This is a genomic window from Synechocystis sp. PCC 6803 substr. PCC-P (genome assembly GCF_000284455.1).
Classification (GTDB): domain Bacteria; phylum Cyanobacteriota; class Cyanobacteriia; order Cyanobacteriales; family Microcystaceae; genus Synechocystis.
Genome location: NC_017039.1, coordinates 1,132,511 through 1,156,396, shown reverse-complemented (window position 1 = coordinate 1,156,396; position 23,886 = coordinate 1,132,511). Strand labels below are relative to the sequence as shown.

Here is a 23,886-nt window from a genome sequence, read left to right as displayed (position 1 = left end):
AAAGATCGGTAATGAGGGGATTAATTTCAGTGAATAAATTTAACTCAGGATTAAATTGTCATCCAGCGCCTTCTAAATTGGCTAAACATTTAGCATACAATCCTAAACAGGCGGGAACTTTGAGTTTATTCACTCTGGCAATGCGGAGAAATTCATAAACTACTTCACTGAAGTTAAATTCTGACAAACTTAAGTCATAATATTTCCGCAACATGCGTTCGTAATCCACCTCTAGCCGCTGGAAGTTAACGCGACCAACCGATTCTGATAACTCCACCGTTAACTGAGCACAACGTTTGGCATCCAAATCAACGATCGCCAATAGCATTTCCGTTAACAATTGCCGGGTGCGGGGATCAAGGCGACCCACCATGCCGCAGTCAATGAGGGCTAAACGACCATCTGCTAAGTAAAAAATGTTGCCGGGGTGGGGATCCGCATGGAAAAAACCATCCACATAAAGTTGTTGGAAAAAGGCCCGAAATAATAGGGTGGTAATTTCCTTTTTCTTTTCAGCAATGTCTTTATCACTGGGGGGTTGGGTTAAATCTGCGGTTAAGATTGGCACTCCATCCAGCCATTCCAACACCAGGAATTTTTGGTTTGTTAACTCCCAATAAACCTTTGGAATTACTAATTGATTGGGATCAAACCAGGTGGTTTTTGCTAGGTTAGTCCGCAAATTATTGGTATAAGCCGCTTCTGTATCAAAATTTAATTCTGCTTTGACCGTTTGGGTAAATTCATCGGCGAGTTTAACAATGTCGTAATTCTGACCAAATTCCGTCAAGGCCAATAATTCAGCCACATCTTTGATCAATAAACTATCCTGTTCCACAATCACATCAATGCCGGGCCGTTTAACTTTAATGGCAACGGTTTCTCCGCTTTGCAAAACCGCTCGATGGATTTGACCAATGGAGCCGGCGGCAATGGGTTCAGACTCAATTTCTTGAAACGTTTCCCCCAGGGGTTGGGGAAATTCCCTCTGCAACAAGTCCTCGATCGCCGACCAGGGCAGGGGAGGCACATTGGATTGGAGGGCGGTGAGGGCGTTGATATAACGGGGGGGTAAAAGGTCTGGCCTGGTGCTGAGCAGTTGCCCCAACTTGATATAAAACGGCCCCAACTCGACGAGGATTTTGGTGAGAACTTCCGGTGTCGGAATTTGTGGTTCCCCCACTTTCCCCAGGGTTAAGAGGCCGTTCATATAGTCCCAGCCGTTGCTGAGCAATACTTTAATGATCTCGCCACGGCGATCGCCGGCTTGAGGTAAGGCAAACATTAAATTTCACTAGAAATTGGTCAATGGCGCACTGCTCCCTTGTAAGACCAGCGTAGGAGAGTTAGTCCCACCGCCAATTTAACTAATTCTAGTCCCCAATAGAGCCAGTGCAAGGGCATCATGGCCGCCGGCATTTCCCCTGTACTGGTAAAGCTGGCCATATCAAAGCCCAAATCAGTGATAGCGGGGGTCAGAATATAGGTATAAACAATGGCGATCGCCAACAAAACAACGGCTAAAATGCGGCTGAAACGTTGCCCTGAGACCGAGAAAAATCTCTGTTGATGGAGCAAAAAGCAACCAGACAGCACTAAACCGGCAAATAATAGTTCTAAGTGATTAAAAACAGAAAATAGCAAATGGCCAGCACTGATAAAACCCGGCTCGGCCATCATCCCGGCGGCGGACAGACTGGGCACCACCAGCAAATCCATCACCAAGCTACCAGTGAGCCACATGGCCAAACTGCCCATCACGAGCAGGGGCCAATCCACCATGGCAACGGTTAATTTAGCGGTACGGTTCATAGATCACCTCACTCTGGTTTACAGAGTTATATTTAAAATTCAACTAAAATTCAACAACATTCAATCAAACTGGAATAATGGGGCAAAAATTACCCAAGAAATAATTGCAGATACCTTCATTATTGGCAGGGGATTTAGTTCCGAGGAAAAAATTGAGATGGATCTTTACAGAATCGGAATAAATTAGGTCTTTTCGTAATTTTTGTTTACGTTGTCTTGAGTAAAAATTCAGCAATTCGTTACCCAATACCTAGCTAATAGGTAATATTCCCTACTCCGGGCAGAAGCAAAATTCAACCATGGTTGCCCTTTCTCTCCCACCTGATTGATGGGGACAATTTCGACGCCGCTATTGCAGTAGGCCAACCCCTGAAAGGTACGGACCAAATCCTTTGACCACCGATCGCCGTGGATAGTTACGCCCTGATTCTCCAACCATGTCCGCAAATAGTGGAGAGTAATGCCTGGTAATTGTTGTCCTGTTAAAAGGGGCGTAAAAAATTCACCGTCCCGCCAACCCCAAAGATTACCCGTCGCGGTTTCCAACCAATGGCCATTAATATCGGTCAAAATGGCTTCCTGGGCATTATTTTCCTGGGCAATACGTTGGGCCAACCAAGGGGCTAAATAATTGCCCGTTTTCAATTCTGCGAGGGAACGTTGGTAACGACCGGGGGGCATCAACCAAGCTTTAATGCCTAATTGTTGCCTTTGTTGCAAATCCTCAGTCAATTCCCGCCCCGTAATTAATACTTGACCAGAAGGAAAACAGATTACACGCAGGATCGGGTAATGCTGACTCAAATGCCGAGCCGCTTGCTCTATCTGTTCCCAATCCGGTGCAGGCCATTGCAGGGCAAATAAACTCTGCTGTAGGCGATCGCCATGGTCAGCCCAGTGAGTGAGGGGATGGTCGAGCCATTGTTGGTAAACCCTCAGGGTGGTAAACACCGTCGCCCCATACAACAACCCCGGATCGTTAACTGGTAAAGAGATTACCTCCTGCTCAAACCATTGTCCATCCCACCAGTACAACATTAGAACATTACCATGCCGCCATCCACATTAAATGTTTGTCCCGTGATATAGGCCGCTGCTGGATCTGTGGCTAAAAAACGGATGGTGCCCGCCACTTCCTCCGGTTGACCATAGCGAGCCAGGGGAATAAATTGCAAAATTGGCTCTGCATTGAGATTTTCCGTCATATCCGTGGCAATGAAACCAGGAGCTACGGCATTGACAGTTACCCCCCGACTGGCCAACTCTTTGGCAACGGTTTTAGTAAAACCAATTACCCCAGCCTTAGCGGCGCTGTAGTTAGCTTGCCCCGGATTCCCCATCATGCCCGCTACAGAAGTGATGTTAATGATACGCCCACTTTTTTGCTTGAGCATTAACTTAGACACCGCTTTGGTGCAAAGAAACACCCCGGTTAAATTCAAGTCAATGACCGCTTGCCAATCTTCCAGTTTCATTCTCAACAACAGCGTATCCCTGGTAATGCCAGCATTGTTCACTAACACATCGATGCGACTAAATTTATCCAGCGTGGTTTTAATCAGTTGATCCACTTCGTCAGCATTAGCCACATTGGCCTGCACGGCGATCGCCTCTCCCCCGTTGGCAATAATTTCCGCTACCACAGCATCGGCGGCCGTACTGGATTGAGCATAGTTCACTACCACTTTCATGCCCGTGGCGGCCAGGGCCAAAGCCGTCGCTTTACCAATACCCCGGGATGCCCCCGTTACCAATGCCACCTGTGCCGTTAATGCCGTCATAAACTGTTCTCCTATAGGGACGTAATCAGCAGCCAATCAGCCATTACGCCGTAATTTCACAATGCAAACCGAGTTTTATTTTAAGGGCTTTGCGTATCCGTCGAGGAACTTACCTGGGTGCCCAGGGGGCTTTGGGTTACCCTAAAAAATAATCAAGCAATGACATTTCCCGATCGCAGTTCCGCAAATTTCCCCAACCCTATGCTTTATCGACGTTTTGGCCGTACTGAATTGTCCATGCCGGTTTTTTCCTGTGGGGGCATGCGCTATCAGTTCCAATGGCAGGATGCGCCCTTTGCCCAGGTTCCCAAGGATAACCAACACAATTTGCAAAGTACCATTGAGCGTTCCCTGGAGTTGGGCATTAACCACATTGAAACAGCTAGGGGTTATGGCACTTCCGAAATGCAGTTGGGAAAAATTTTGCCCCGGTTACCCAGGGAAACATTGATTGTGCAAACAAAAGTTAGTCCCAAGGATGACCCCAAGGAATTTCGTCGGGAGTTTGATAAATCTTTGGGCTATTTAAATCTGGAATATGTCGATTTGTTGGGTATCCACGGCATTAATAACCGGGAAACCCTAGAGCAAAGTTTACGCCCCGGCGGTTGTTTGGATGTTTGTCGGCAGTTACAAAGGGAAGGCCGAGTGCGTTTCGTGGGTTTTTCCACCCATGGTCCCACCGCCATCATTACCGAAGCCATTAATTCCGGGGAATTTGATTACGTCAACCTCCACTGGTACTACATTTTTCAAGATAATTGGCCGGCGATCGCCGCTGCGACAGCCCAGGATATGGGGGTCTTTATTATTAGCCCGTCCGATAAAGGGGGACAACTCTATAACCCGCCCGAAAAGCTAGTGAATTTATGCCAACCCCTCAGCCCGATCATATTTAATAATCTTTTCTGTTTATCCCATCCCCAGGTACATACCCTCAGCATTGGCGCATCGCGGCCGGCGGACTTTGATGAGCATTTAAAAACCTTATCTTATCTAGCGTCAGACCAGGAGACCGAAAAAGTTCTGCAACCAATTTTGGCAAAGCTCCATGGGGCCATGGTGGAAGCTTTAGGAGAAGATTGGGTCAACAGTTGGCGCATCGGCTTACCCAGCCCGGAGCAGACCCCTGGGGAAATCAATATCCCTAAAATTCTCTGGCTTTATAATCTTTGCCAAAGCTTCGACCTGGTGGAGTACAGCAAAATGCGCTACAACCTGTTGGGCAATGGCGGCCATTGGTTCCCCGGCCAACCGGCCAGCAACTTTGATCGACAACAGCTCTGGCAATGTTTAGCCCCCAGTCCCCATCGGCAGAAGGTGTTGGAAGTTTTACAGGAAACGGATCGTTTGCTTAAAGGAGAAACGGTGCAAAGATTGTCCCGTCAAGAGGTGGCCAAAACTAGCTAGTGGTGCTGGGAAAAATTGTTAATGTTTTGGTGTGTCGACCAATACTACCCACGGCGATCGCCATGACTTCCAGTCCGATTTAATAAGATTGACCTATTTTGCCCTGTGCCCCAACAATCATTTATGAATGGCTCTTCCTTGCCCCGTGAGTTCCCCCCACGCTTACCCAGTTGGTTGAAACGGCCCATTGGTAGAGCTAGTGAATTATCTACGGTTCAGCAGATTATTAAACAGCGCCAAATTCATACCATTTGCGAAGAAGGCCGCTGTCCCAATCGGGGGGAATGTTACGCCAACCGAACGGCAACTTTTTTATTAATGGGTCAAATTTGTACTAGGGCATGTGGTTTTTGTCAGGTGGAAAAGGGCCAGGCTCCCATGATGTTGGATCAGGATGAGCCGAGAAAAGTAGCGGAAGCAGTGCAATTGTTGGGTCTAAAATATGTGGTATTAACTTCCGTTGCTAGGGATGATTTAACCGATGGCGGTGCAGGCTGGTTTGTAGCGGTAATGGAGCGTATTCGCCAGGATAATCCTGCTACTCAAATAGAGGTTTTAACACCGGATTTTTGGGGCGGTATGGGTAGGGAAAGAAGCCAAAAAGAGCGAGTACTGACGGTGACTAAAGCCAAACCGGTTTGCTATAACCACAACTTGGAAACGGTGGCTAGATTACAGGGTAAAGTACGACGGGGGGCAAAATATCAACGCTCCTTAGATGTGTTGCGCTGGATAAAGGAATTTGATCCCGACATTTTCACCAAATCTGGGTTGATGTTGGGCCACGGGGAAACGGTGGATGAAGTGGTGGAAACCCTCAAGGATTTGCGCTCTGTAGGTTGCGATCGCCTGACGTTGGGACAATATATGCAACCATCCCTAGACCATCTGCCCGTGCAAAAATATTGGACTCCAGAGGAGTTTGATCAGTTGGGGGAAATTGCCAAGGATTTGGGTTTTAGCCATGTGCGATCAGGACCATTGGTGCGGAGTTCCTACCATGCCGGGGAAGATTAGCAAAAATAATGATTGACTCCCAGGAATTACCAGGCAATTGCGAGGAAATGAAGGGTGAAAATTGATGTTGACTATGCCATTGCTCAATATGCCCAGGGTCTATTTTTAATGGCCGACGACCGCCATGGATTGGGCTGGTATTCCAGCGATCGCCATGCCCTAATTCCCCTGGATGATCAATTTCGTTATCCCAAATCTTTGCAACGGGTGCTCAATCAAAATCGTTTCCAAGTCAAAATTAATCAAGCTTTCACCGCCGTTTGTGAAGGGTGTGCCGCTCGCCCTGAAACTTGGATTTCTCAAGAATTAATTGAGGTTTACCATACTTTTCATGTGGCTGGTTGGGCCCACAGCTTTGAAACTTGGCATGGCGATCGCCTAGCAGGGGGAATTTTAGGCATTGCCATCCGGGGGGCTTTCATTGGAGAATCGATGTTTTATACCATTCCTGAAGCTTCCAAAGTTGCCATGGTTAAACTGGTGCAACATCTACGACAACGGAGCTATCAATTATTTGATGCCCAGCTACAAAATCCCCATCTAAAACGGTTTGGTGCCTACGAAGTGGAAGAAAAGGCCTATAAAAAGCAATTAGAAAAAGCGCTCAATTATCGTTGTCACTTTACTTCTGAACCTGATCTTTATGATTAGATTATTAGTTTAGTTGTTTGATATTTTATCTTTCATAAAGGAACGATACTTCCTCCTACTCATAATTGATTCAATACTAGTCTGAACCTGACGAATAAAAATAGGTCTATGTAGTTGAAATCGATTTTCTTAAGCTTTTTTCTGAAAATCTTTTGAGTTGGGTAATGAAAAAATTATTCCCATAACCAGTCAATTTCTAAAACAAAGTTCAGTAAAATGTTCTCTCCTAATAATTGATTGGGTTTAACCAAGATTTCTTTGGGCAGATTACTGCGATAAACTTCCACTCGTTGACCTTGGGGGTCAATTAACCAACCTAGGCATAATCCAGAAGCTAAATATTCTTCCATTTTGGCTTGAGTTGCAGTTAAGGTATCGCTGGGAGAAAGTAGCTCCAACACAAAATCTGGGCAAATGGGTGGAAATTTTTCTCTTTCTTCTGTAGATAAATCCAGCCAACGTTCTTTTTTGACCCAAGATATATCCGGCGATCGCCGTCCCCCTTGGGGGAGCTGAAAACAAGTGGAGGAATCAAAAACAAAACCCAATTTATGTTTTCGGTTCCAGATAATAAAATCGCCAATTAGTTCTGCATTTTTGCGACCAGTTTCGCCACCCGTGGGGGACATAATCAGCAATTCTCCTTGGGCATTTTCTTCAATGATTAATTCAGGGTTCTGTTGACAGATCTGGAAAAATTTATCTGAATCAATGGCGATCGCCGGCTGTAGTTTAAGGGTAGTTGTCATATTCTCTCCTGGTTACAAAGGTGATGATTATGAGCCGTCTAGCTCCTCCTTTTAAGAGCATGTTTGCAACGTTTTAGTTTGCTTCCTCCATCGACCCACTCCGAGGACCACAGTGCTGGAGGCTTTTTCTCTGGCTTCTCCCAGCTTTGGGAACCGAAGGGCTTTTAAAACACCTCCTAACTGGAGTGCTTTTTCATCCAATATAGCTTCCTCTTTTTCAGGGTTTAGGAACAACTTCCTGATAACCTAGTTAAACTTTAGCCCATGGCAAGCAAACCATTTCCCCGAAAATGGTGAAAAATCAAAAATCTCCGTTACCATGCCCATAGGGTTTGTCCCTCACTTGGGCTAGTGGCCCAGGCATTGTGAGTTTTTTGAATTAGTGGAATTTTTACCATGACCGCCGATCAACTGTTGATGTTAGTTGTCCTCCTTGTCCCTGGTATTTTGCTATCCGCCCTAGTGATGGGTAGTTTTGCTAAAGGGGGTTAACTAAACATAAATAAAGTTACCGGGATTACTTTATTACCCCGGTAAATCTAGACTAACTGAGACAAGTCATAGGCTGTTGGACGATGACTGCTCTGATTTTCCTGGGCTTGATAACTTAACAAATACCAAACCTAGACCAAACCGTCTTTGCTCGCCATGGTCAACATTAAGTCAATGACCCTACAGGAATAGCCCCATTCGTTATCGTACCAAGAAACTACTTTAAAAAAGTTGCTGTTCAGACCAATGCCGGCCCCGGCGTCGAAAATACTGGAGCGAGGATCGGTACGGAAATCCATGGACACCACATCATCTGCTGTGTAGCCCAAAATTCCTTTAAGTTCCCCCTCGGCGGCGGTTTTCATGGCAGCACAAATTTCTTCGTAACTCGTGGCTTTTTCCGTTTTAAAAGTTAGATCCACCACAGACACGTTGGGGGTGGGGACCCGGAAGGCCATGCCGGTTAATTTACCTTTTAACTGCGGTAGCACTAAAGCCGCTGCCTTAGCCGCTCCGGTGGATGAGGGAATAATGTTTTGGGCTGCCCCCCTACCTCCCCGAAAATCTTTTTTGCTCGGGCCATCGACGGTGGGCTGGGTGGCGGTCATGGCGTGGACTGTGGTCATCAATCCTTCCACAATGCCGAAATTATCGTCTAATATTTTGGCGATCGGAGCCAGGCAATTGGTGGTGCAACTGGCATTGGAAACAATTTTGTCAGTGTCGGCGTTGTAGTTGAGATGGTTCACCCCCACCACAAAGGTGGGAATTTTTTCGGGATCCTTACTGGGAGCGGAAATAATTACCCGTTTGGCACCGGCTTTGAGATGGTTTTCAGCGGTGGCGTAGGTGGTAAATAGACCCGTGGATTCTACGACGTAATCCGCCCCTAGATCTCCCCAGGGTAATTGGGCCGGGTCCCGTTGGGAAAAACAAGGGATAAATTGGTCGTCAATGACAATGCCCTCTTCCTTGGCTACCACGGTGCCACCGTAGGAACCATGGGTGGAATCGTATTTAAACAAATAGGCCAGGTTAGAGGCTGGAACGAGGTCATTGATGCCCACTAGGGTCACTTGGGGATTGGCCATGGCGATGCGGGCCACAAGACGACCAATGCGGCCAAAGCCGTTGATGCCGATTTTTAACATTGAAAAACTCCTGGGGAATAAATAGCAAAAAAATGACCCGGTCACACCAGGACATCCGACTTGCCCTAACGTTAACCCAGCTCCTTGGCCGCAGGATTAGGGAGAATGGGAAAAAATACTTAAATCTTTCCTTGGCGATCGCCGTGGTTACCTGGGGAATAATTGGCAACAATGGTCGGATTTGGGCACAATGGGTAAATACGACCAAATAAGGCCAGGCAGAAGGATTTTGAATACTAGATTGTGGGTTGTGATATGTCCAGATTCTTTGACCGTTCTTAATTTTTTCCCGATACTGTATAGTCTTACCCGCCGATAAATCGCCTCTGTAAACTGCTAAATTTTTGACTTAATTTCGCCATGAACACTTTTTTGGCATCCCCTAAAGCATTAGCTGGTTACACTGCCCACACCTACAATCGGGCCCAAAGAGCTTTCCAGTGTTGTCCCTTTTATTTGAACTTATTTCGGGCTATGGCCCAAGCCAGTGTGCCCCTACCAACGATCGCCGGGGCTGGGGGAGTTGAGCAAGGTTTTTGTGGGCAAGCATTAACAGAAAATCGGGTGGAGCGGGAATTGATGTGGCTCATTCAGGTGGGGCTATTGCGACGGGAAGTGGACGGCCAGGGAATTACGGACAGTTTTCGCCTGACACCTTTGGCTAAGCAAATCCTCGCTCAATATCCCGGAGAGCAAAGGCAATTTCCATCCCCTTCCCTTTTAGATCGTTTACAAAATCGGTTGGCCCGCTGGCTGGCTCCCCTTGCGACCCTGTTGGTCCGGGGCTAATCTCAGTTCTTCTAGATTGATCTTCAGGCAAAATTAAATAGACAGAATATCCCAAGCTTCCCTGAAGCCAACCTCAATGGCGATCGAGTAGAAGAAAAAACCAAAAATCTGGAACATCAAAATTGAGGGGTGGAGTCGTCCACCGGGGTAGATTCCTTGAGCCATTGGTCAAGGTCCATGCCCACTTGAATAGTTAAATCCGAGCCTAGGTCGCCGACGGAGGAAGCTTCCACCACTCCTCCCCCCAAGGTTTGCCGCAGATAATGGGCTCCATCTAAGTCCCCCCGCTGTACCAGAATTTTTGTCTCTGCTAATAGTTGCGGGGATTCCGATGTTTCATAAAAATTGCGGAAGTCCTTGGATTGTAAATATTCCTTCACCCGTTCCAGGGCCTGGGGATCGTCAGTGGCATTTTGCAGGGCAATGCGTAAACTTTCCGGCGATCGCCCGGGAGTTTCAGCCCAAGTGGGGACTTCTTCAATGACATCAAAGTAGTTCCTGAGCACTTGCCTTTTGCCGACATCGGACATCACCCAATAGCTACGGCCATCAAATTCCGCCGGTTGGCTAAACCGCCCCGGTAACATTACCATTTGCACTTCCTGGCGATCAAGTTGACGCCCAAAATTAACCAGGGCCAGAATTTCCTCCATGGTTAAATTTGTGTCCACAGTTTTCTGCATAATGCCAATGGCCTTGGGAATGCGGGTGATCATACTGGGATGGCTAAGGCGATTTTGCAGGGCTTTGAGCAGGGTTTCCTGCCGTTGTACCCGGCCAATATCCCCATTGGCGTCGTAGCGAAAACGGACAAATTGTTCTGCCTGTTGCCCATTCAGGGTTTGCAGTCCGGCGGGTAAATCGATTAATAACTGCTGGGTTTTATCTTCGTAAAACATGGGCCGGGGTACAAACACTTCCACTCCCCCCACTAAATCCACCAATTCCTGTAATGCGTCGGTGGTGACTCTGACGTAACGGTCGATGGGGACTTCCCCCAAGTTACGGTTGATTACCCTTGCCGCCAACTGCGGGCCCCCATAGGCATTGGCATCGTTGATTTTGGTATAGCCCACATCGGGAATGAAAACCCTGGTATCCCGGGGAATGGAAAGTAATTTCAAACCATTTTCCCTCGGATCGAATCGTACCAATAGCATGGTGTCACTGCGGCCACCAAACTCATCCACATTGGGTTCTTCCTCTGTGGGTTCTACCCGGTCAATGCCCATCACCAAAATGTTGACAGGACGACTGATGTGATAGGGAAATAGATCTGCCTGACCGGCTTCTACTCCGGCCGACTGCCCCGGTATAACCTGCTGAACTAGCCCCTTTGGCCCAGGGGTAAAAAAGCCGATGCCCACCCCGGCGATCGCCGCTACAGTGGCAGTCAAAGTCACTAACCCCCCCCAAACCAAGCCCTTGCCTAGGGGAAGAAAACCCCTTTTGGGCCGGGGACGACCCCCGGGGGAACCAGTGCCATTGTTGGGTCGGTAATGGGAGCGAACCTTGACGGTGCTGGAGGACTGCAACGAACCAGACTCGGTACTATTCGCCATACAACCTCAACACCACACTGATTTTGGTAAACAAGCTGAAACTCAACCTATACAGATAACACCAAAGAGTCGATTGTTCCACCGATCTGCGCCGGATAGCAACGACCCCAGGACAGATTATTAAGTATTTTTGCCTAACAAAACGGTGGGTAAAGTTACCATTTTTATTCATCCCCCCAGGCAATCGCCCTGGTACCCTGGTTGACCTGGAGAGGGAGGGGAGGGGTTAATCGGAACATTGTCACAAAAGTTTGTGTTTTTTCATCGAAAAAATAGTATAATGCCTTCGCTTGATAAAACCCTTTATAAAAAACAACTCCATGAGCAAATCTGCCGTTCTTGCCAAACCCGCTGGCGATCGCCAAAAACAGGTTTACGCAACTCCCCAACAAGTGCAATACCTCTATTTAGAAGCGGAATTGGACGTACTCCTGCGTCAGCTCCAGACCTGTGGCAATAAGGACAACTAGAACTGGCAACGGGCATCGGCACAACTTCAACGCAGGCGGGAAGATTGCACCAGCAGAATAGTGCCCGCAATTAACCCCAGGAAATTAGGCAGCCAAGCGGCGGTGAACGGATCCAGGGCTCCCCAAATCCCCATAGACTCGCTTAAAAAAGAGAGTAGGTAATAGAAGAAAATTAAGCCCACACAGATGCCAAAGCTAGTAGCTTTGTTGGTATTCTGTGGCCGTACTCCGATCGCCGCCCCGATTAAACCAAAGACAAAGCAAACAAAGGGCAGAGCGTATTTCTTTTGGATGCGGACTTCTAGTTTGCGTACTTTCTTGTCGTCCCCGCTTAACCGTAGTACTTCCAGGTAACGGCGGGATTGGGCAATGGTCATCTCACCATCCTTCCGTTCCTGGCTAGCTAAATCCAGAGGGGCCCGGGGCAACGCCAATTGTTGGTGGCGAAAGCGGACAATATTGCGGTAGGAACCGTCGGGGGCAATGAGATACACGGTGCCATCGTAGAAATCCCAAGTATTTTCAGAAATATTCCAACTGGCCCTTTCCGCTGTTAGTACTTGGTTAACGCCGCTCTGGGTTCGATCAAGGATTGTTAGCCCCTTCATTTCACTACCGTTGAATTCTTCGGCATAGAACAAGCGCTTCAAAATATTTTTCTCGTTGCCGTCCGGTTGTCGCACCATGCCGTATTCCGGATAAATAATATTTTGCTCTTGACGGGGGGGGCGATCTTGATGGATGGCCCGGTCTAGGGTAGCTAACGCTTCATAACTAGCGGCGGGGGTAATACGGTCATTGAAAACAAAGGCAATGCCCGTAACTACTATGCCAAACAGTAGGGCAGGCACCACCAGGCGATAGATGCTAACCCCAATGCTACGCAGAGCAATTAATTCACTGTCGCTGGAAAGACGGCTATAGGCCATCAAGCTGGCCAACAACATTGACATGGGAAAGGCCAGCACCACAAACTCCGGCATTTTCAAGAACAGGATCTTCACCGCAATATCCATGGGAAGGCCTGATTCCGTTACCCGCCGCACCAGGTCAAAGAGGGTGCCAATGGACAAAGCCAGGGAGGTGAACATGCCCATGCCGAAAATGAAGGGCAGAAACAGTTCCACAAATAAATACCGATCCATGACGGAAAGGCGGGGCAAAGGGAGTTGAAATCTACTTTGTTTGAAGGTGCCAACGGCCATAGTCACAATGGGAGGTTACGACAAGAAAAATCAGTTAATTATCAGTTAATTGGTTGATTGGGATGGGGGAGACCTTACCATACCAAAAATCTCCAGCTAATAAGGGGGAGGGATTGCCAGTTAATCAAGCCAGACTCATTTTCCTGGCTCTGTTTTTCAATGGCTGGGGGCATTTTAAAGACTGGCAATCAGTTTTGCTCAATGGAATTAGAATTGATAATAAATTCCGAAAATCTTGAAAAATCCATGTTACTACCGATGAAATCCATTTTAAAATCCGCCGTCTTGGCACTGGCATGCACATTGACCACCTTTGCTTCTTTTTCTGGCTTATCTGCCCAAACCATGACAGACACTCCGGCTTCTCAAGTTAGTCCTGAAAAGCTGGAAGTACTAGAAAAATTAGGAGCAATTCTTAATGAGCAACAAAAAGGCAAACTTGAAGCCGGTTTAGCCCAAGGCCAAGAAGTCAAAGCCATTTTGCCCACTTTGGATTTGTCTCCCCAGCAAAAAATTCAAGTGCTTAAAGTCTTGGAATCAGTCAAAAAATAGGGAAATTGCCCGGCCTAATTGCTCTAAATCCCAGAGAAGCTGCTAGGGGGAATTATTGGCGGGTTAGTTTCCAGTGCCTGCCATTGCCCTAATAATGGCGATCGCGCTCCAGGTCAAAAATTGCCTTTTCCCAATACCAGTGCTCCGGGCGATCAGGATGTTTGGCCCGTAGATTGGTTACCAGTCTTTCCGCTACCTGGGCATTGCCCGCAATACGAATTAGATCCCGCCGTAACTTACCGGGCACCCTGGGTGATGTTGGGCGGGAAGCTTGGATGGCCTGCTTGAAACCTGATGAATGACGACGGCCTCTGCTCCAGGCAATTTTCCGACCTGATCTACGCCTAGCCCACCAGATCAAGCCCCACAACAGGGCGATCGCCAAAATTAGGGCCAACATTGCCTTGTTCTCCGAAGGTTAGTCACTTCTGTTCTGTTTGAGCCTAACATTATCCTCCCGTTGCCTTTTTCACCACAGACTTGCCATGGGCGCAATACTCTGTTACATTTATTTACATAGACAACCCTCCCAGCTCGTAATTACATTCTTAACCATGAACAACGAAAACTCTAAATTTGGATTCACTGCTTTCGCCGAAAACTGGAATGGTCGCTTGGCCATGATCGGTTTTTCCTCTGCCCTGATCCTCGAGCTTGTCTCTGGGCAAGGTGTACTTCACTTCTTCGGCATTCTGTAATTTTTCCATAGTTCCTAAATTTTTTAGGTTTTCTGGCCTGGGGTACCTGTAGTAAATCTCCCCGGCAACCTCCGTTAATCTCAAGACTTGATTGGGCTACTGTTTTATTGGCAGTAGTCTTTTTTCTTTATCTATAGCTAAAGTGAGCAGTTTTGCGGTGAACATTCTCGAAAACCCCAGGTTATCCAGCCTACCTTCCCCCTGTTTTGTGTTGGAAGAGGAATTGTTACAACAAAATTTGGCGATTTTCGAACGGTTGCAGCAATCCGCCCCGATTGAGGTGATGTTGGCCTTGAAAGGTTTTGCCCTCTTTCCTTGTTTTCCCTGGTTGCGGTCAGGGTTAGCAGGGGCGTCGGCCAGTTCCCTCTGGGAAGCACGACTGGCGGCGGAGGAATTTGGCAAAGAAGTGCACGTTTATGCCCCCACCTATCGCCCCGATGATTTGCCAGCCATTATTCCCTTGGCTAGCCACATTACCTTTAACTCCTTGGGACAATGGCATCGTTATCGGGAATCGTTGAAAAATACCGCGGTAAAAGCAGGTTTACGCATTAACCCGGAATATTCCCCCGTGCAGACCGATCTTTATAATCCCTGTGTGTCCGGTTCCCGGTTGGGGGTGCAAGCGGCAATGTTGGCGGGTAATTTACCGTCGGGCATTACGGGCTTTCTCTCCCACAACCTTTGTGAGAGCGATCATTTAGCTTTGGAAAAAACCCTAGGGCAGATCGAAAAATTATTTGGCGAGTATTTGCCCCAAATTGAATGGTTAAACCTAGGCGGCGGCCATTTAATGACCAGCCAAGGCTACGACATGGACTATGCCATTGCAGTAATTGGGGAATTCCACCAACGCCATCCCCATCTGCGGTTGATTATGGAGCCGGGGTCGGCGATCGCCTGGCAGACAGGATTTTTACTTAGTACGGTGGAGGATCTGATCGAAACACCGGAATTTACCCATGCCATGCTCGATGTTTCCTTCACGGCCCATATGCCTGACTGCTTGGAAATGCCCTATCGGCCAGAAGTAAGGGGAGCTAGAGTGCCGCAAACGGGAGATACTGTTTATCGCCTGGGGGGTTCCAGTTGCCTCGCGGGGGATTTTCTCGGTGATTATGCCTTTGATCAACCTTTACAGGTGGGAGATCGCCTAATTTTTGAAGACATGATGCACTACACCATGGTCAAAACCACTACCTTTAATGGAGTCCACCATCCCGCCATTGGTTGTCTGCGGCGATCGGGGGAATTTGAACTGTGGCGTACCTTTGGTTATGAAGATTATCGCAACCGCTTAGGTTAGCGAACCATTGGGGTCGTCAAAATCAATTGTGGGTCAACTTTGGATTAACCGCTCCAGGTTTGCCCCAAATAACCGTTTCCTGTTGATAAACCACCATGCCCGGTTTACTACCCTTGGGTTTAAAGACATATTTAGGCTGGGTATAGACCACCGGTACCTGTTCTTCCTCCCGGCCTCGGCTGTAGTAGGCCGCCCAATCCGCTGCTGATTGCAAATCCTGATCTTCGGCGATCGCCCCTGGGGGTAATCGGAGTAACACATGACTGCCGGCAATTTCCTGGGCATGGAACCACAGGTCATACTCGGTGGCAACCCGAAAACTAAGGTAATCATTTTGGCGATTATTACGGCCAATCCAGAGGGGAAAACCGGAAGGGGTTAGGCTCTGGTGCGGCTCAAAAGTTTCCGCTTCTTTACGGCGGGGGCGGCCATGGCTAAGGGCTAAATAGTTTTGTTCCGCCAACTCATCCCGAATTTCCGTTAACGTTTGCCAATCGGCCAGATCATCAAATTCGGTCAACGCCTGCACACTGGTTTCTACCTGGGTGAGGTAGGCCAACTCCTGCTCCACTTCTGCTAACAAAGGGAGAATGGCCGCCTCTGCCCGGTTTAATTTTTGTTGTTGTTTGTAAAGTCGTTGGGCGTTTTGGATTAGGGTTTTATCCGGCTGCAGGGAAATGGTAACGGGAGATTGGTCGTCAAAGTCCGGTAGGGTGATGGAGCTTAACCCTGGTTGCCCCTGGTGGAGATAGGCCATCAACAGATCCGCCTGCCGTTGATATTGCTGGGCATTGGCGGCCGCATTTAACCTTTGTTTAAACGTGTCGGCTTTTTGTTGCAGTTTAGCAATTAGATTATTTAGTTTTTGTTGAATTTGGTGTTGTAATTGCTGGAAATTTTCCCGCCCTAACTCTCTCCGGTAATATTCACTTACCAATTTATTAATGGGGAGCAAAGGGCGATCACCTTCTTCTTGAGTTGGCTTAACGTCATTAACAACAGTGGTTTCTGCCAAGACTATGTAGCCCTGGGGCAAACTTTTTCCCAAAAAATCTAATTTCTCCAGCCTCTGTAGCCAATTTTGCCAAGCAATAAAGATATTTTGCCATTGTTCGTCGGTTAAATCTTGGTTACTGACCTGGGAATCAAGATCCGCTTGGCCTAACAAATTTTTCACCACCATGGGACTAACTCCCCGGTAACTTTTCAGCAGTTGTTTACTTAATAAACCAGGGATTAATTGCACCCTTTCTTGCCAACTACTAAAGCTTTCCGTCAACGAAGGAGGTGTGGCCAATAAAGCCGGTGGAGATTGATAGGGTTGCCCCGTTTGTACCGTTCTAACCCTTGATTGTTGGGAGTTAACTTGGTGGGCGACGGTGATAATTTGCCGTTGGGCATCGGTCAAAATCAGGTTGCTATATTTGCCCATCACCTCCAAAAACAAATGGTATAGAGGTTCATCCCCTGGCCGTTTGGCGATCGCCAGGTCAATGACCCGTTCCCAGGGCTGTAGGGGTTTGAGAGAAATTAAGGCCAGTCCTTTAAGCTGATGCCGCAGTTGATCGCTAAAAGTAAACGTGTCCGGTTCCTGGGGCGGAGGAGGATCTAAACAAATTCTTGCCCCCTGGGGATGCCAAGCTAGGGTTAGCCAACCCCGTCTTTCTAACGTGCGCAGAGCGAGGGATAAACCATGGCGATCATGCTGATAAATCTGTTCGATGCGGGCGGGTAGCCAATCACCTTGGAGTTCAGCAACAATGGCCATCAGGGTAGTGTAATCAACAGCTTGCATAATGATTTCTTGCCCTGACGGCGAAAGTATGAACTGTCACAAAGTATCCATTAGGTGGGAAAAGGATTAACCTCTAACCCCCGCCCAGACTGCCTAATCTCCCGTCTCTAGGGTGGCGCGGTAGTCTCCGGCGGCCATCAATCCTTCTTTGGCATCTTCCACATCATCTAGGCGCACCTTGATCAACCAACCTTCTTCCCCGTAGGGGTCTTGATTGAGCAACTCCGGCTGATCTTCCAAAGCTGAGTTTTTTTCGATCACAGTGCCCGTCACAGGGGAATATAAATCCGAGGCGGCCTTGACCGATTCCACTGCCCCCATGGACTGCTCAAATTCCACTTTGTCCCCTTCTTCGGGTAACTCCACAAAGACAATATCCCCCAGCTCATCCACGGCAAAGGCACTCAGGCCAATGGTGGCCGTTTCCCCATCAAAGCGGACGTACTCGTGGGAATCCAAATAATAGAGATCGTCAGGATGTTCCAGTTCCATGGCAAAACCGCTAAAGGCAACAGCGTTGTTAGTTTACCAAAAATATGGCGGAGGCAGGGGTTGTTCCTGGGTCCACAAAGGACTGAAAATCGTTTAACTATGGGCGGGGTAAATGTAACTTCGGATCCTGGGCCGCCCAACCAACAGGGGATTGAACCCTTACTTCAAAATGAAGATGGGATGAAGCAATATCCGGTCGGCCAGTACTGCCTACATAGCCAATTACAGTACCAGCGGGGACTTTTTCCCCAGGATCCACCGCAAATCGACTCAGATGGGCATAGCGGGTTTGACGGCCATTGCCATGGTCAATGACCACCAGGAAACCATAGGCCCCTTCCTGGCTAACTAAAATCACCTCCCCGGCGGCAGCGGCCATAACGGGGGTATCCAAGGGGGCTAACAGATCTACGCCACTGTGAAAAAAGGCATCTTGCCCCGCGGCCTGATTTTGCCAGCCGTAATCTAGGCCAATTTTGGGAGTTGGTTGAATGGGCCATTGGGCCAAGCCCGTGTAGTTATCCACATTGCTAGGGGCATTTCCCCCCCAACTGATGCCGGGAATAAAGGCACGACTGGGCTTTTCTGTGCAACCGTTGATTTCAAATAAAATATCTGCCCGTAAACCATAGGCCGATGCTAAATCCCGCCAAGTGGCCCCCGCTGGTGCGGAAACAAAACGACCGTTAAAGGGGGGAATCAAAATCGTCTGCCCTGGGGTAACTTGACCACTGGACAACTGATTGTTCACACTGATCAGGGTGGCCGGCACTAGTTGATATTGGGCGGCGATGCTGTCAATGGTTTCCCCAGCTTTCACCACATGGGGAGTCATCCTTTCGGCGATCGGTTCGGGACACAGGTCAGTGAGAGGAACGGTTAACTCCTGGGCGGGGCTACGACCGCAGAAAAAAGGCCCAAGGAGCAGGAACGCCGAGAAAAAGACAATTATTTTCCTTGGCGATCGCCGTGGCGGTTTTGATTGCAGCTTCAATTTCAAAATATTGCTGGACCTGCGGAAAAGCAGCTAAACAATAAAATATTAGGCCGATAAATCCGGTTGGCGATCGTGCCATGTGGTGGCTTGTTCATAGGCATAGCCCACCCGGAATAGCATTTCTTCCCCTAACACATTGCCCACCAATTGCAGGCCAATGGGTAAATTATTGTCGTCAAAGCCACAGGGCACACTCATGGCCGGTAAACCAGCTAAGTTAACTGGAATGGTCATCAAATCGGAGAGATACATGCTGAGGGGATCATCGGTTTTTTCCCCCGCTTTGAAGGCCGTAGTGGGGGCAGTGGGGCAAACCAACACGTCCACTTTGGTAAAGGCTTGATCAAAGTCTTGTTTAATCAGGGTTCTCACCTTTTGGGCTTTGAGGTAATAGGCATCGTAGTAACCGGCGGACAGAGCATAGGTGCCGAGCATAATGCGCCGTTTCACTTCTGCGCCAAAACCCTTGGCTCTGGTGTGGGTGTACATTTCCATCAGATTATCCGCTTCCGCCCGCAGCCCATAGCGCACCGCATCGTAACGGGCCAGGTTAGCTGACGCTTCGGAAGGGGCAATGACATAATAGGCCGCAATACCGGAACGGAACCGGGGACAATGGATTTCCTCAATGGTGGCTCCTAATTCCCGCAGTTTGGCGATCGCCGTTTGCACTGCTTCATTGACCGTATCGTCTAAACCTTCCCCAAAGGCATCCATAATTACCCCCACTTTCACTCCCTTCAAATCTGGCTTCAGGGCTTGGGTGTAATCCGGAATGGGCACATCTAGGCTGGTGGAATCCCTACTATCATGGCCGGCGATCGCCTGGAGCAGAATGGCCGCATCTTCTACCCGGCGGGCAAAGGGACCAATTTGATCCAAAGAGGAAGCATAGGCCACCAAACCAAAACGGGACACTAAACCATAGGTGGGTTTCATGCCCACCACCCCACAGAGGGAAGCAGGCTGACGAATGGAGCCCCCCGTGTCAGACCCCAAAGCAATCAAACATTCATCCGCTGCTACGGCCGCCGCCGATCCCCCAGAAGATCCCCCTGGCACCCTGGTTAAATCCCAAGGATTAGCCGTCACTTGGTAACCGGAATTTTCCGTGGAACTGCCCATGGCAAATTCATCTAGGTTAGTTTTGCCCACCATGACCGCCCCGGCTTTTTGCAACTTCTCCGTCACTGTGGACTCGTAGGGAGGCACAAAACCCCGCAAAATTTGGGAAGCACAGGTGGTAACAATGCCCTTGGTGCAAAGGTTATCTTTAATGCCAATGGGAATGCCTGCCAGTAGACCAATGGGTTCCCCCGCTGCAATCTGGGCGTCAACCTTTTCCGCCTGGGCGATCGCCTGGGGAGCTGTCACCTGCAAAAAGCTTTTCAATCTGTCGTCCACCGCTTCAATCCGCGCCAAACTCGCCTGGGCCACGGCAACAGCGGAAATTTCTTGATCTATTAATTGTTGGTGCAGGGCACGAATAAGCGACATAGGGAAAGAGCCAGATTTACCTCCCCCAGTCTATCAGCAAGCCTGCCTAGCAAAAAAGGAAAGATGACTCAAACACCTTCCCTTCTACAACGAATGAAATCTTAAATTCAGGTAATTAGGCAAAAACTTAACGAGGGGTTCTCGGTCTTGCTTTATTAACTTTGAGATCCCGCCCCATCCATTCGGCTCCATCCAGAGCTTCAATGGCGGCATCTTCTTCCTTATCGGAAGACATTTCAACGAAACCAAAACCCCGCATACGACCGGTCTCCCGATCAGTGGGAAGTTGAACCCGCTTAACAGTGCCATACTCGGAGAAGACAGTCAAAACGTCATCTTCGGTGGCTTGGTAAGAAAGGTTCCCGACATAAATGGACATAAATTAGCTCCAAAACCAGAGAAAAGAAAGAGAGTGGGTTTCGGAGAGAAGCCTGCTAAGCGTAACCATAAACAATGCACTAACACTCATAACAAGTGCGTCTACCGATCCTTAATCTCACTGGCTGATCATAGCACCTGCCGCCAGAATTTGATGGCCAATTTGTCTAGATGTCTTCACAAGGGAAAATTTTAGCCAAAACCCTCCCCAGCGCCCGGTCAACTGACCCTAGGATTTCCCCAACAGGGGCTTCCATTTGTCCGGTTCAAAGGACTCTCCCTTGAGCATCCGATTCCAGTACAGCCAGGGCAAAACATAACGTTTCACTAGCCACATGCTCCACCGCTCCTGGGTGGGGTCAAAGGGAAAACTGGATTTGGGCTGGCCACCATAGTCAAATTCCGCCATGATGGTTTTGCCGTAGCCGGTAACCAGGGGACAACAGGTGTAACCACCGTATTCTGCAGACGGTTTTTTGCTGTTTAACAGACCCAAAAGGTTTGTTGCGACCACAGGAGCTTGTTTCCGCACCGCCGCTGCTGTCCGGGAAGTGGGCAGGGAAGAGGCATCTCCCAAGCTAAATACGTTGTCGTAGCGATTATGTTGCAGGGTGAATTTGTCCACATCGACCCAACCACCGGCCTCTGCGGCCAGGGGACTGTTTTTAATGAAATCCGGGGCGGACATGGGGGGGGTCACATGGATGATGTCGTAGGGTAAAGTCACTTCCGTTTTCCCATTGACAGTGAAAGTGGCTTCTTTCGCGTTGGGGTTAATGGCTTTGAGATTGTGGTGATAGCGTACGTCAATATTTTTCTTTGCCGCCACCTTTTCCAAAGATTCACAGTAGCCGGGAATGCCGAAGATTTTTCCCACTGCCACGCCATAGGTGATGTTGGTTTTCTCCCGCACGCCATTTTTGCGGAAGGTTTCGTCGGCTAAATACATGATTTTTTGCGGCGCTCCGGCACATTTAATCGGGGTGGCCGGAAAAGTGAACAGGGCATTGCCGCCTTTAAAGTTTTGCAACAGTTCCCAGGTGTAGGGGGCATAACGGCGATCGTAGTTGCTGGTGACGCCATTTTTACCGAGGGATTCCTGGAGCCTCGGAATTAGATGCCAATTGATTTGAATGCCGGGACAAACCACCAGATATTCGTAGCTGAGACTACGGCCGTCCTGGAGGGTAAGGCAGTTATTTTCCGGGTCAAAACTGGCCACACTGGCTTTGATCCATTTGGCACCGCTGGGAATGCAATCCTGCTCCGGTTTGATGGTATCTTCCATGGCGAAGGCTCCGCCCCCCACTAGGGTCCAGGCGGGCTGGTAATAGTGTTTATCGCAGGGTTCCACGATCGCCAGATCGAGTTTGGGTTTCTGCTTTAATAATTGGGCCGCCACGGTGATGCCGGCTGCTCCTCCCCCAACAACAATGATTTGATGGTTCAATGCACTCATGGTGTTTGACTAAAATCTGATAATCTCTTTTGCTTCAGACTGTTTTGGCACAGTTCAATCTTTATTCTGCCTTAGGGCCCGACTCCCGGAAAAATTTAATCCCTTTTCCTGGCGATCGTCGTTGGCATAGCTCGATCCTATGATCAACAAATGATCCACCAACCATCGATGCTTCTGGCATTTTTCCCATGGACAATTCCCTGCTCAGCGAAATTTGGCGGCAAAGTCTGGCGTTTCCCTGGCTTAGCGCTGTTATTCTCAACAGTTTTTTACTAGCCCTAGCGGCGATCGCCCCGAAGAAACTGTTAACCCCCTGGGGCTACGGCCATGCCTGGGTGCTGGGGGTGATTATTTGGGCGGCCCTGGGTTGGCGGGGTTATTTGGTGGTTTTAGCCTACTTTTTTGTGGGTTCCGCTGTGACCCGCATTGGCCAAAAAGAAAAAGAAGCGGCGGGCATTGCCGAAAAAAGATCCGGCCAACGGGGCCCGGAAAATGTTTGGGGTTCTGCTTTAACTGCTGCCCTCTGTGCCCTGGCGATCGCCTTTGGGCCGGAACCATGGCAACTCTGGTTAGCATTGGGCTATGTGGCTAGTTTTAGTACTAAGTTATCGGATACTACCGCCAGCGAAGTGGGTAAAGCCTACGGCAAAAACACCTTTTTAATCACCACCCTGCAACCAGTGCCCAGGGGGACGGAAGGAGCGGTAAGTGTAGAAGGCACCTTGGCGGGATTTGCGGCGGGTTTAGCCCTGGCAGTTTTAGGTTACGGCGTAGGTCTAATTTCCTTTGGGGGAATAATTTTTTCTACCCTGGCTGCTTTCATTGCCACCAATCTAGAGAGTGTAATTGGTGCAACTCTGCAAAATAAATGGCCCTGGCTCACCAATGAGGTGGTTAATGGTATCAACACGTTTCTTGGTGCGGCGATCGCCATTGGCATTGAAGCTACGGCCCAGTTGATTTAGATACGAAAATAGTTATGATTCAATTTCTTCAGGGCCAGGTTGTTACAGTCACAAAAAATATTCAGAACCGTTGGTTTTTGATTTTGTCCGTTAATGGGGTGGGTTATGAGTTGCAGGTGCCCCATTCCTTAGCCCAACAATGGACTCCGCCCCCCCCGGAACCCCAACAGGTTTTTACCCACCTCTTGGTACGCCAAGACCAGATCGCTCTTTTTGGTTTTGGCCGCCTGGCAGAAAGGGATTTATTTGGTCAATTAATGGGAGTAACCGGCATTGGGGCCCAGTTGGCGATCGCCCTAATTGAAACGTTGGGCTTGGAAGGCTTAGTGCAAGCGGTGGTAACGGGCAATGTCAAACAATTGTGCCAAACGCCGGGGGTCGGGAAAAAGGGAGCGGAAAGGTTAGCCCTAGAACTAAAAACTAAATTATCCCAATGGCACAAACTACAAATGGGGACCGGGGAAACTGACTCTACTCTGCCCACCACTGCCCTCCTGGAAGACCTGGAAATGACCTTGTTAGCATTGGGTTACACCCAAACGGAAATCCAGCAGGCGATCGCCATGGTCAGTCAAGTTCCAGACGTGGCCCAGAGTGAAGATCCAGAAGTGTGGATCCGCCAGGCGATCGGTTGGTTAAGTGATCACTGAAATGATCT

Annotated in this window: 27 protein-coding genes; 11 read left to right on the top strand and 16 right to left on the bottom strand. The window is 48.7% G+C overall.

Annotation, left to right across the window (positions count from 1 at the left end; genetic code table 11):
- Positions 1-58 precede the first annotated feature (58 nt).
- The 4 genes from SYNPCCP_RS05415 to fabG all read right to left on the bottom strand — a co-directional run bounded on the left by SYNPCCP_RS05415 (position 59) and on the right by fabG (position 3,593).
- Positions 59-1,285, bottom strand: coding sequence for an AarF/ABC1/UbiB kinase family protein (locus SYNPCCP_RS05415; protein ID WP_010872247.1), 1,227 nt, complete (start codon positions 1,283-1,285; stop codon positions 59-61).
- Positions 1,286-1,305: 20 nt separating this feature from the next.
- Entirely contained in the window at positions 1,306-1,812 is a 507-nt protein-coding gene (locus SYNPCCP_RS05410; RefSeq protein WP_010872246.1) for a hypothetical protein, read from the bottom strand.
- 228 nt (positions 1,813-2,040) lie between these two features.
- Positions 2,041-2,850, bottom strand: coding sequence for an aminotransferase class IV (locus SYNPCCP_RS05400; RefSeq protein WP_010872245.1), 810 nt, complete (start codon positions 2,848-2,850; stop codon positions 2,041-2,043).
- On the bottom strand, positions 2,850-3,593 hold the full coding sequence (gene fabG, locus SYNPCCP_RS05395; RefSeq protein WP_010872244.1) for a 3-oxoacyl-[acyl-carrier-protein] reductase: 744 nt from the start codon (positions 3,591-3,593) through the stop codon (positions 2,850-2,852). The genes SYNPCCP_RS05400 and fabG overlap by 1 nt, the downstream gene beginning before the upstream one ends.
- A gap of 117 nt (positions 3,594-3,710) precedes the next feature.
- Here fabG and SYNPCCP_RS05390 point away from each other — a divergent pair, with 117 nt between their 5' ends.
- The 3 genes from SYNPCCP_RS05390 (at position 3,711) to aat (ending at position 6,671) form a co-directional block, all read left to right on the top strand.
- Positions 3,711-5,003, top strand: a complete 1,293-nt coding sequence (locus SYNPCCP_RS05390; RefSeq protein WP_010872243.1) for an aldo/keto reductase — start codon at positions 3,711-3,713, stop codon at positions 5,001-5,003.
- Positions 5,004-5,108: 105 nt separating this feature from the next.
- Positions 5,109-6,020 (top strand): lipoyl synthase, encoded by a 912-nt coding sequence (gene lipA, locus SYNPCCP_RS05385; RefSeq protein ID WP_010872242.1) that lies wholly within the window; start codon positions 5,109-5,111, stop codon positions 6,018-6,020.
- 54 nt (positions 6,021-6,074) lie between these two features.
- A complete protein-coding gene (gene aat / locus SYNPCCP_RS05380; RefSeq protein WP_010872241.1) occupies positions 6,075-6,671 on the top strand; it encodes a leucyl/phenylalanyl-tRNA--protein transferase in 597 nt (198 codons plus the stop codon).
- A gap of 173 nt (positions 6,672-6,844) precedes the next feature.
- Here the strand turns inward: aat and SYNPCCP_RS05375 are convergent, their stop codons facing one another.
- Positions 6,845-7,420 (bottom strand): Uma2 family endonuclease, encoded by a 576-nt coding sequence (locus tag SYNPCCP_RS05375; RefSeq protein ID WP_010872240.1) that lies wholly within the window; start codon positions 7,418-7,420, stop codon positions 6,845-6,847.
- Between the two features lie 623 nt (positions 7,421-8,043).
- Complete coding sequence (gene gap, locus SYNPCCP_RS05365) at positions 8,044-9,063, bottom strand: type I glyceraldehyde-3-phosphate dehydrogenase (RefSeq protein WP_014407094.1); 1,020 nt, start codon at positions 9,061-9,063, stop codon at positions 8,044-8,046.
- Positions 9,064-9,095: 32 nt separating this feature from the next.
- Here gap and SYNPCCP_RS05360 point away from each other — a divergent pair, with 32 nt between their 5' ends.
- A complete protein-coding gene (locus SYNPCCP_RS05360) occupies positions 9,096-9,275 on the top strand; it encodes a hypothetical protein (RefSeq protein ID WP_041428172.1) in 180 nt (59 codons plus the stop codon).
- A gap of 148 nt (positions 9,276-9,423) precedes the next feature.
- On the top strand, positions 9,424-9,852 hold the full coding sequence (locus tag SYNPCCP_RS05355; protein ID WP_010872238.1) for an Npun_F0494 family protein: 429 nt from the start codon (positions 9,424-9,426) through the stop codon (positions 9,850-9,852).
- A 116-nt stretch (positions 9,853-9,968) separates the two neighbouring features.
- Here SYNPCCP_RS05355 and SYNPCCP_RS05350 read toward each other — a convergent pair whose 3' ends face one another.
- Positions 9,969-11,414: an LCP family protein gene (locus tag SYNPCCP_RS05350; RefSeq protein WP_010872237.1), complete on the bottom strand. Its 1,446-nt coding sequence runs from the start codon at positions 11,412-11,414 to the stop codon at positions 9,969-9,971.
- Positions 11,415-11,734: 320 nt separating this feature from the next.
- On the opposite strand from SYNPCCP_RS05350, the gene SYNPCCP_RS17305 reads away from it, so the two are divergent.
- Positions 11,735-11,884 carry a hypothetical protein gene (locus SYNPCCP_RS17305; RefSeq protein WP_158299072.1) on the top strand — a complete coding sequence of 50 codons (150 nt, stop codon included), beginning with the start codon at positions 11,735-11,737 and terminating at the stop codon, positions 11,882-11,884.
- Between the two features lie 26 nt (positions 11,885-11,910).
- On the opposite strand, the gene SYNPCCP_RS05345 is transcribed toward SYNPCCP_RS17305, so the two are convergent.
- Both SYNPCCP_RS05345 and SYNPCCP_RS17560 read right to left on the bottom strand, forming a co-directional pair.
- Positions 11,911-13,095, bottom strand: coding sequence for an LptF/LptG family permease (locus SYNPCCP_RS05345; RefSeq protein WP_010872236.1), 1,185 nt, complete (start codon positions 13,093-13,095; stop codon positions 11,911-11,913).
- A 182-nt stretch (positions 13,096-13,277) separates the two neighbouring features.
- Positions 13,278-13,436 carry a hypothetical protein gene (locus tag SYNPCCP_RS17560; RefSeq protein WP_020861626.1) on the bottom strand — a complete coding sequence of 53 codons (159 nt, stop codon included), beginning with the start codon at positions 13,434-13,436 and terminating at the stop codon, positions 13,278-13,280.
- Between SYNPCCP_RS17560 and SYNPCCP_RS17555 the strand changes: the two genes are divergently transcribed.
- Complete coding sequence (locus SYNPCCP_RS17555) at positions 13,435-13,641, top strand: hypothetical protein (protein WP_020861625.1); 207 nt, start codon at positions 13,435-13,437, stop codon at positions 13,639-13,641. The two genes, SYNPCCP_RS17560 and SYNPCCP_RS17555, sit on opposite strands and share 2 nt — an antisense overlap.
- Positions 13,642-13,729: 88 nt before the next feature.
- On the opposite strand, the gene SYNPCCP_RS05335 is transcribed toward SYNPCCP_RS17555, so the two are convergent.
- Complete coding sequence (locus SYNPCCP_RS05335) at positions 13,730-14,041, bottom strand: hypothetical protein (protein ID WP_010872234.1); 312 nt, start codon at positions 14,039-14,041, stop codon at positions 13,730-13,732.
- A gap of 85 nt (positions 14,042-14,126) precedes the next feature.
- Here SYNPCCP_RS05335 and SYNPCCP_RS16750 point away from each other — a divergent pair, with 85 nt between their 5' ends.
- Together SYNPCCP_RS16750 and nspC are read left to right on the top strand one after the other, a co-directional pair.
- A complete protein-coding gene (locus SYNPCCP_RS16750; protein WP_010872233.1) occupies positions 14,127-14,339 on the top strand; it encodes a chlorophyll a/b-binding protein in 213 nt (70 codons plus the stop codon).
- Positions 14,340-14,496: 157 nt separating this feature from the next.
- A complete protein-coding gene (nspC, locus tag SYNPCCP_RS05325; RefSeq protein WP_020861624.1) occupies positions 14,497-15,645 on the top strand; it encodes a carboxynorspermidine decarboxylase in 1,149 nt (382 codons plus the stop codon).
- A gap of 22 nt (positions 15,646-15,667) precedes the next feature.
- Here nspC and SYNPCCP_RS05320 read toward each other — a convergent pair whose 3' ends face one another.
- The 6 genes from SYNPCCP_RS05320 to SYNPCCP_RS05295 all read right to left on the bottom strand — a co-directional run bounded on the left by SYNPCCP_RS05320 (position 15,668) and on the right by SYNPCCP_RS05295 (position 22,263).
- Positions 15,668-17,440 (bottom strand): NFACT family protein, encoded by a 1,773-nt coding sequence (locus tag SYNPCCP_RS05320; protein ID WP_010872231.1) that lies wholly within the window; start codon positions 17,438-17,440, stop codon positions 15,668-15,670.
- 93 nt (positions 17,441-17,533) lie between these two features.
- Entirely contained in the window at positions 17,534-17,932 is a 399-nt protein-coding gene (gcvH, locus tag SYNPCCP_RS05315; RefSeq protein WP_010872230.1) for a glycine cleavage system protein GcvH, read from the bottom strand.
- 97 nt (positions 17,933-18,029) lie between these two features.
- Positions 18,030-18,926, bottom strand: coding sequence for a M23 family metallopeptidase (locus SYNPCCP_RS05310; protein ID WP_223211350.1), 897 nt, complete (start codon positions 18,924-18,926; stop codon positions 18,030-18,032).
- Between the two features lie 48 nt (positions 18,927-18,974).
- Entirely contained in the window at positions 18,975-20,426 is a 1,452-nt protein-coding gene (gene gatA, locus SYNPCCP_RS05305; RefSeq protein ID WP_010872228.1) for an Asp-tRNA(Asn)/Glu-tRNA(Gln) amidotransferase subunit GatA, read from the bottom strand.
- Positions 20,427-20,553: 127 nt separating this feature from the next.
- Complete coding sequence (locus SYNPCCP_RS05300; RefSeq protein WP_010872227.1) at positions 20,554-20,805, bottom strand: RNA-binding protein; 252 nt, start codon at positions 20,803-20,805, stop codon at positions 20,554-20,556.
- Between the two features lie 228 nt (positions 20,806-21,033).
- Complete coding sequence (locus SYNPCCP_RS05295) at positions 21,034-22,263, bottom strand: FAD/NAD(P)-binding oxidoreductase (protein WP_010872226.1); 1,230 nt, start codon at positions 22,261-22,263, stop codon at positions 21,034-21,036.
- Between the two features lie 188 nt (positions 22,264-22,451).
- On the opposite strand from SYNPCCP_RS05295, the gene SYNPCCP_RS05290 reads away from it, so the two are divergent.
- Together SYNPCCP_RS05290 and ruvA are read left to right on the top strand one after the other, a co-directional pair.
- On the top strand, positions 22,452-23,228 hold the full coding sequence (locus SYNPCCP_RS05290; RefSeq protein ID WP_010872225.1) for a TIGR00297 family protein: 777 nt from the start codon (positions 22,452-22,454) through the stop codon (positions 23,226-23,228).
- A gap of 14 nt (positions 23,229-23,242) precedes the next feature.
- Complete coding sequence (ruvA, locus tag SYNPCCP_RS05285; RefSeq protein ID WP_010872224.1) at positions 23,243-23,878, top strand: Holliday junction branch migration protein RuvA; 636 nt, start codon at positions 23,243-23,245, stop codon at positions 23,876-23,878.
- Positions 23,879-23,886: the final 8 nt, after the last annotated feature.

What these genes read in the sequence shown, in the direction of transcription:
- SYNPCCP_RS05295 (WP_010872226.1), bottom strand. Translation starts at nt 22,263, where the DNA reads ATGAGTGCATTGAACCATCAAATCATTGTTGTTGGGGGAGGAGCAGCC.
- SYNPCCP_RS05300 (WP_010872227.1), bottom strand. Translation starts at nt 20,805, where the DNA reads ATGTCCATTTATGTCGGGAACCTTTCTTACCAAGCCACCGAAGATGAC.
- gap (WP_014407094.1), bottom strand. Translation starts at nt 9,063, where the DNA reads ATGTTAAAAATCGGCATCAACGGCTTTGGCCGCATTGGTCGTCTTGTG.
- gatA (WP_010872228.1), bottom strand. Translation starts at nt 20,426, where the DNA reads ATGTCGCTTATTCGTGCCCTGCACCAACAATTAATAGATCAAGAAATT.
- SYNPCCP_RS05400 (WP_010872245.1), bottom strand. Translation starts at nt 2,850, where the DNA reads ATGTTGTACTGGTGGGATGGACAATGGTTTGAGCAGGAGGTAATCTCT.
- SYNPCCP_RS17555 (WP_020861625.1), top strand. Translation starts at nt 13,435, where the DNA reads ATGACAGACACTCCGGCTTCTCAAGTTAGTCCTGAAAAGCTGGAAGTA.
- SYNPCCP_RS05360 (WP_041428172.1), top strand. Translation starts at nt 9,096, where the DNA reads ATGACCCGGTCACACCAGGACATCCGACTTGCCCTAACGTTAACCCAG.
- SYNPCCP_RS05290 (WP_010872225.1), top strand. Translation starts at nt 22,452, where the DNA reads ATGGACAATTCCCTGCTCAGCGAAATTTGGCGGCAAAGTCTGGCGTTT.
- SYNPCCP_RS05355 (WP_010872238.1), top strand. Translation starts at nt 9,424, where the DNA reads ATGAACACTTTTTTGGCATCCCCTAAAGCATTAGCTGGTTACACTGCC.
- SYNPCCP_RS17305 (WP_158299072.1), top strand. Translation starts at nt 11,735, where the DNA reads ATGAGCAAATCTGCCGTTCTTGCCAAACCCGCTGGCGATCGCCAAAAA.
- fabG (WP_010872244.1), bottom strand. Translation starts at nt 3,593, where the DNA reads ATGACGGCATTAACGGCACAGGTGGCATTGGTAACGGGGGCATCCCGG.
- gcvH (WP_010872230.1), bottom strand. Translation starts at nt 17,932, where the DNA reads ATGGAACTGGAACATCCTGACGATCTCTATTATTTGGATTCCCACGAG.
- SYNPCCP_RS05350 (WP_010872237.1), bottom strand. Translation starts at nt 11,414, where the DNA reads ATGGCGAATAGTACCGAGTCTGGTTCGTTGCAGTCCTCCAGCACCGTC.
- ruvA (WP_010872224.1), top strand. Translation starts at nt 23,243, where the DNA reads ATGATTCAATTTCTTCAGGGCCAGGTTGTTACAGTCACAAAAAATATT.
- SYNPCCP_RS05335 (WP_010872234.1), bottom strand. Translation starts at nt 14,041, where the DNA reads ATGTTGGCCCTAATTTTGGCGATCGCCCTGTTGTGGGGCTTGATCTGG.
- SYNPCCP_RS05375 (WP_010872240.1), bottom strand. Translation starts at nt 7,420, where the DNA reads ATGACAACTACCCTTAAACTACAGCCGGCGATCGCCATTGATTCAGAT.
- SYNPCCP_RS17560 (WP_020861626.1), bottom strand. Translation starts at nt 13,436, where the DNA reads ATGGTTTGGGCAGATAAGCCAGAAAAAGAAGCAAAGGTGGTCAATGTG.
- SYNPCCP_RS05415 (WP_010872247.1), bottom strand. Translation starts at nt 1,285, where the DNA reads ATGTTTGCCTTACCTCAAGCCGGCGATCGCCGTGGCGAGATCATTAAA.
- SYNPCCP_RS16750 (WP_010872233.1), top strand. Translation starts at nt 14,127, where the DNA reads ATGGGCGCAATACTCTGTTACATTTATTTACATAGACAACCCTCCCAG.
- SYNPCCP_RS05320 (WP_010872231.1), bottom strand. Translation starts at nt 17,440, where the DNA reads ATGCAAGCTGTTGATTACACTACCCTGATGGCCATTGTTGCTGAACTC.
- SYNPCCP_RS05410 (WP_010872246.1), bottom strand. Translation starts at nt 1,812, where the DNA reads ATGAACCGTACCGCTAAATTAACCGTTGCCATGGTGGATTGGCCCCTG.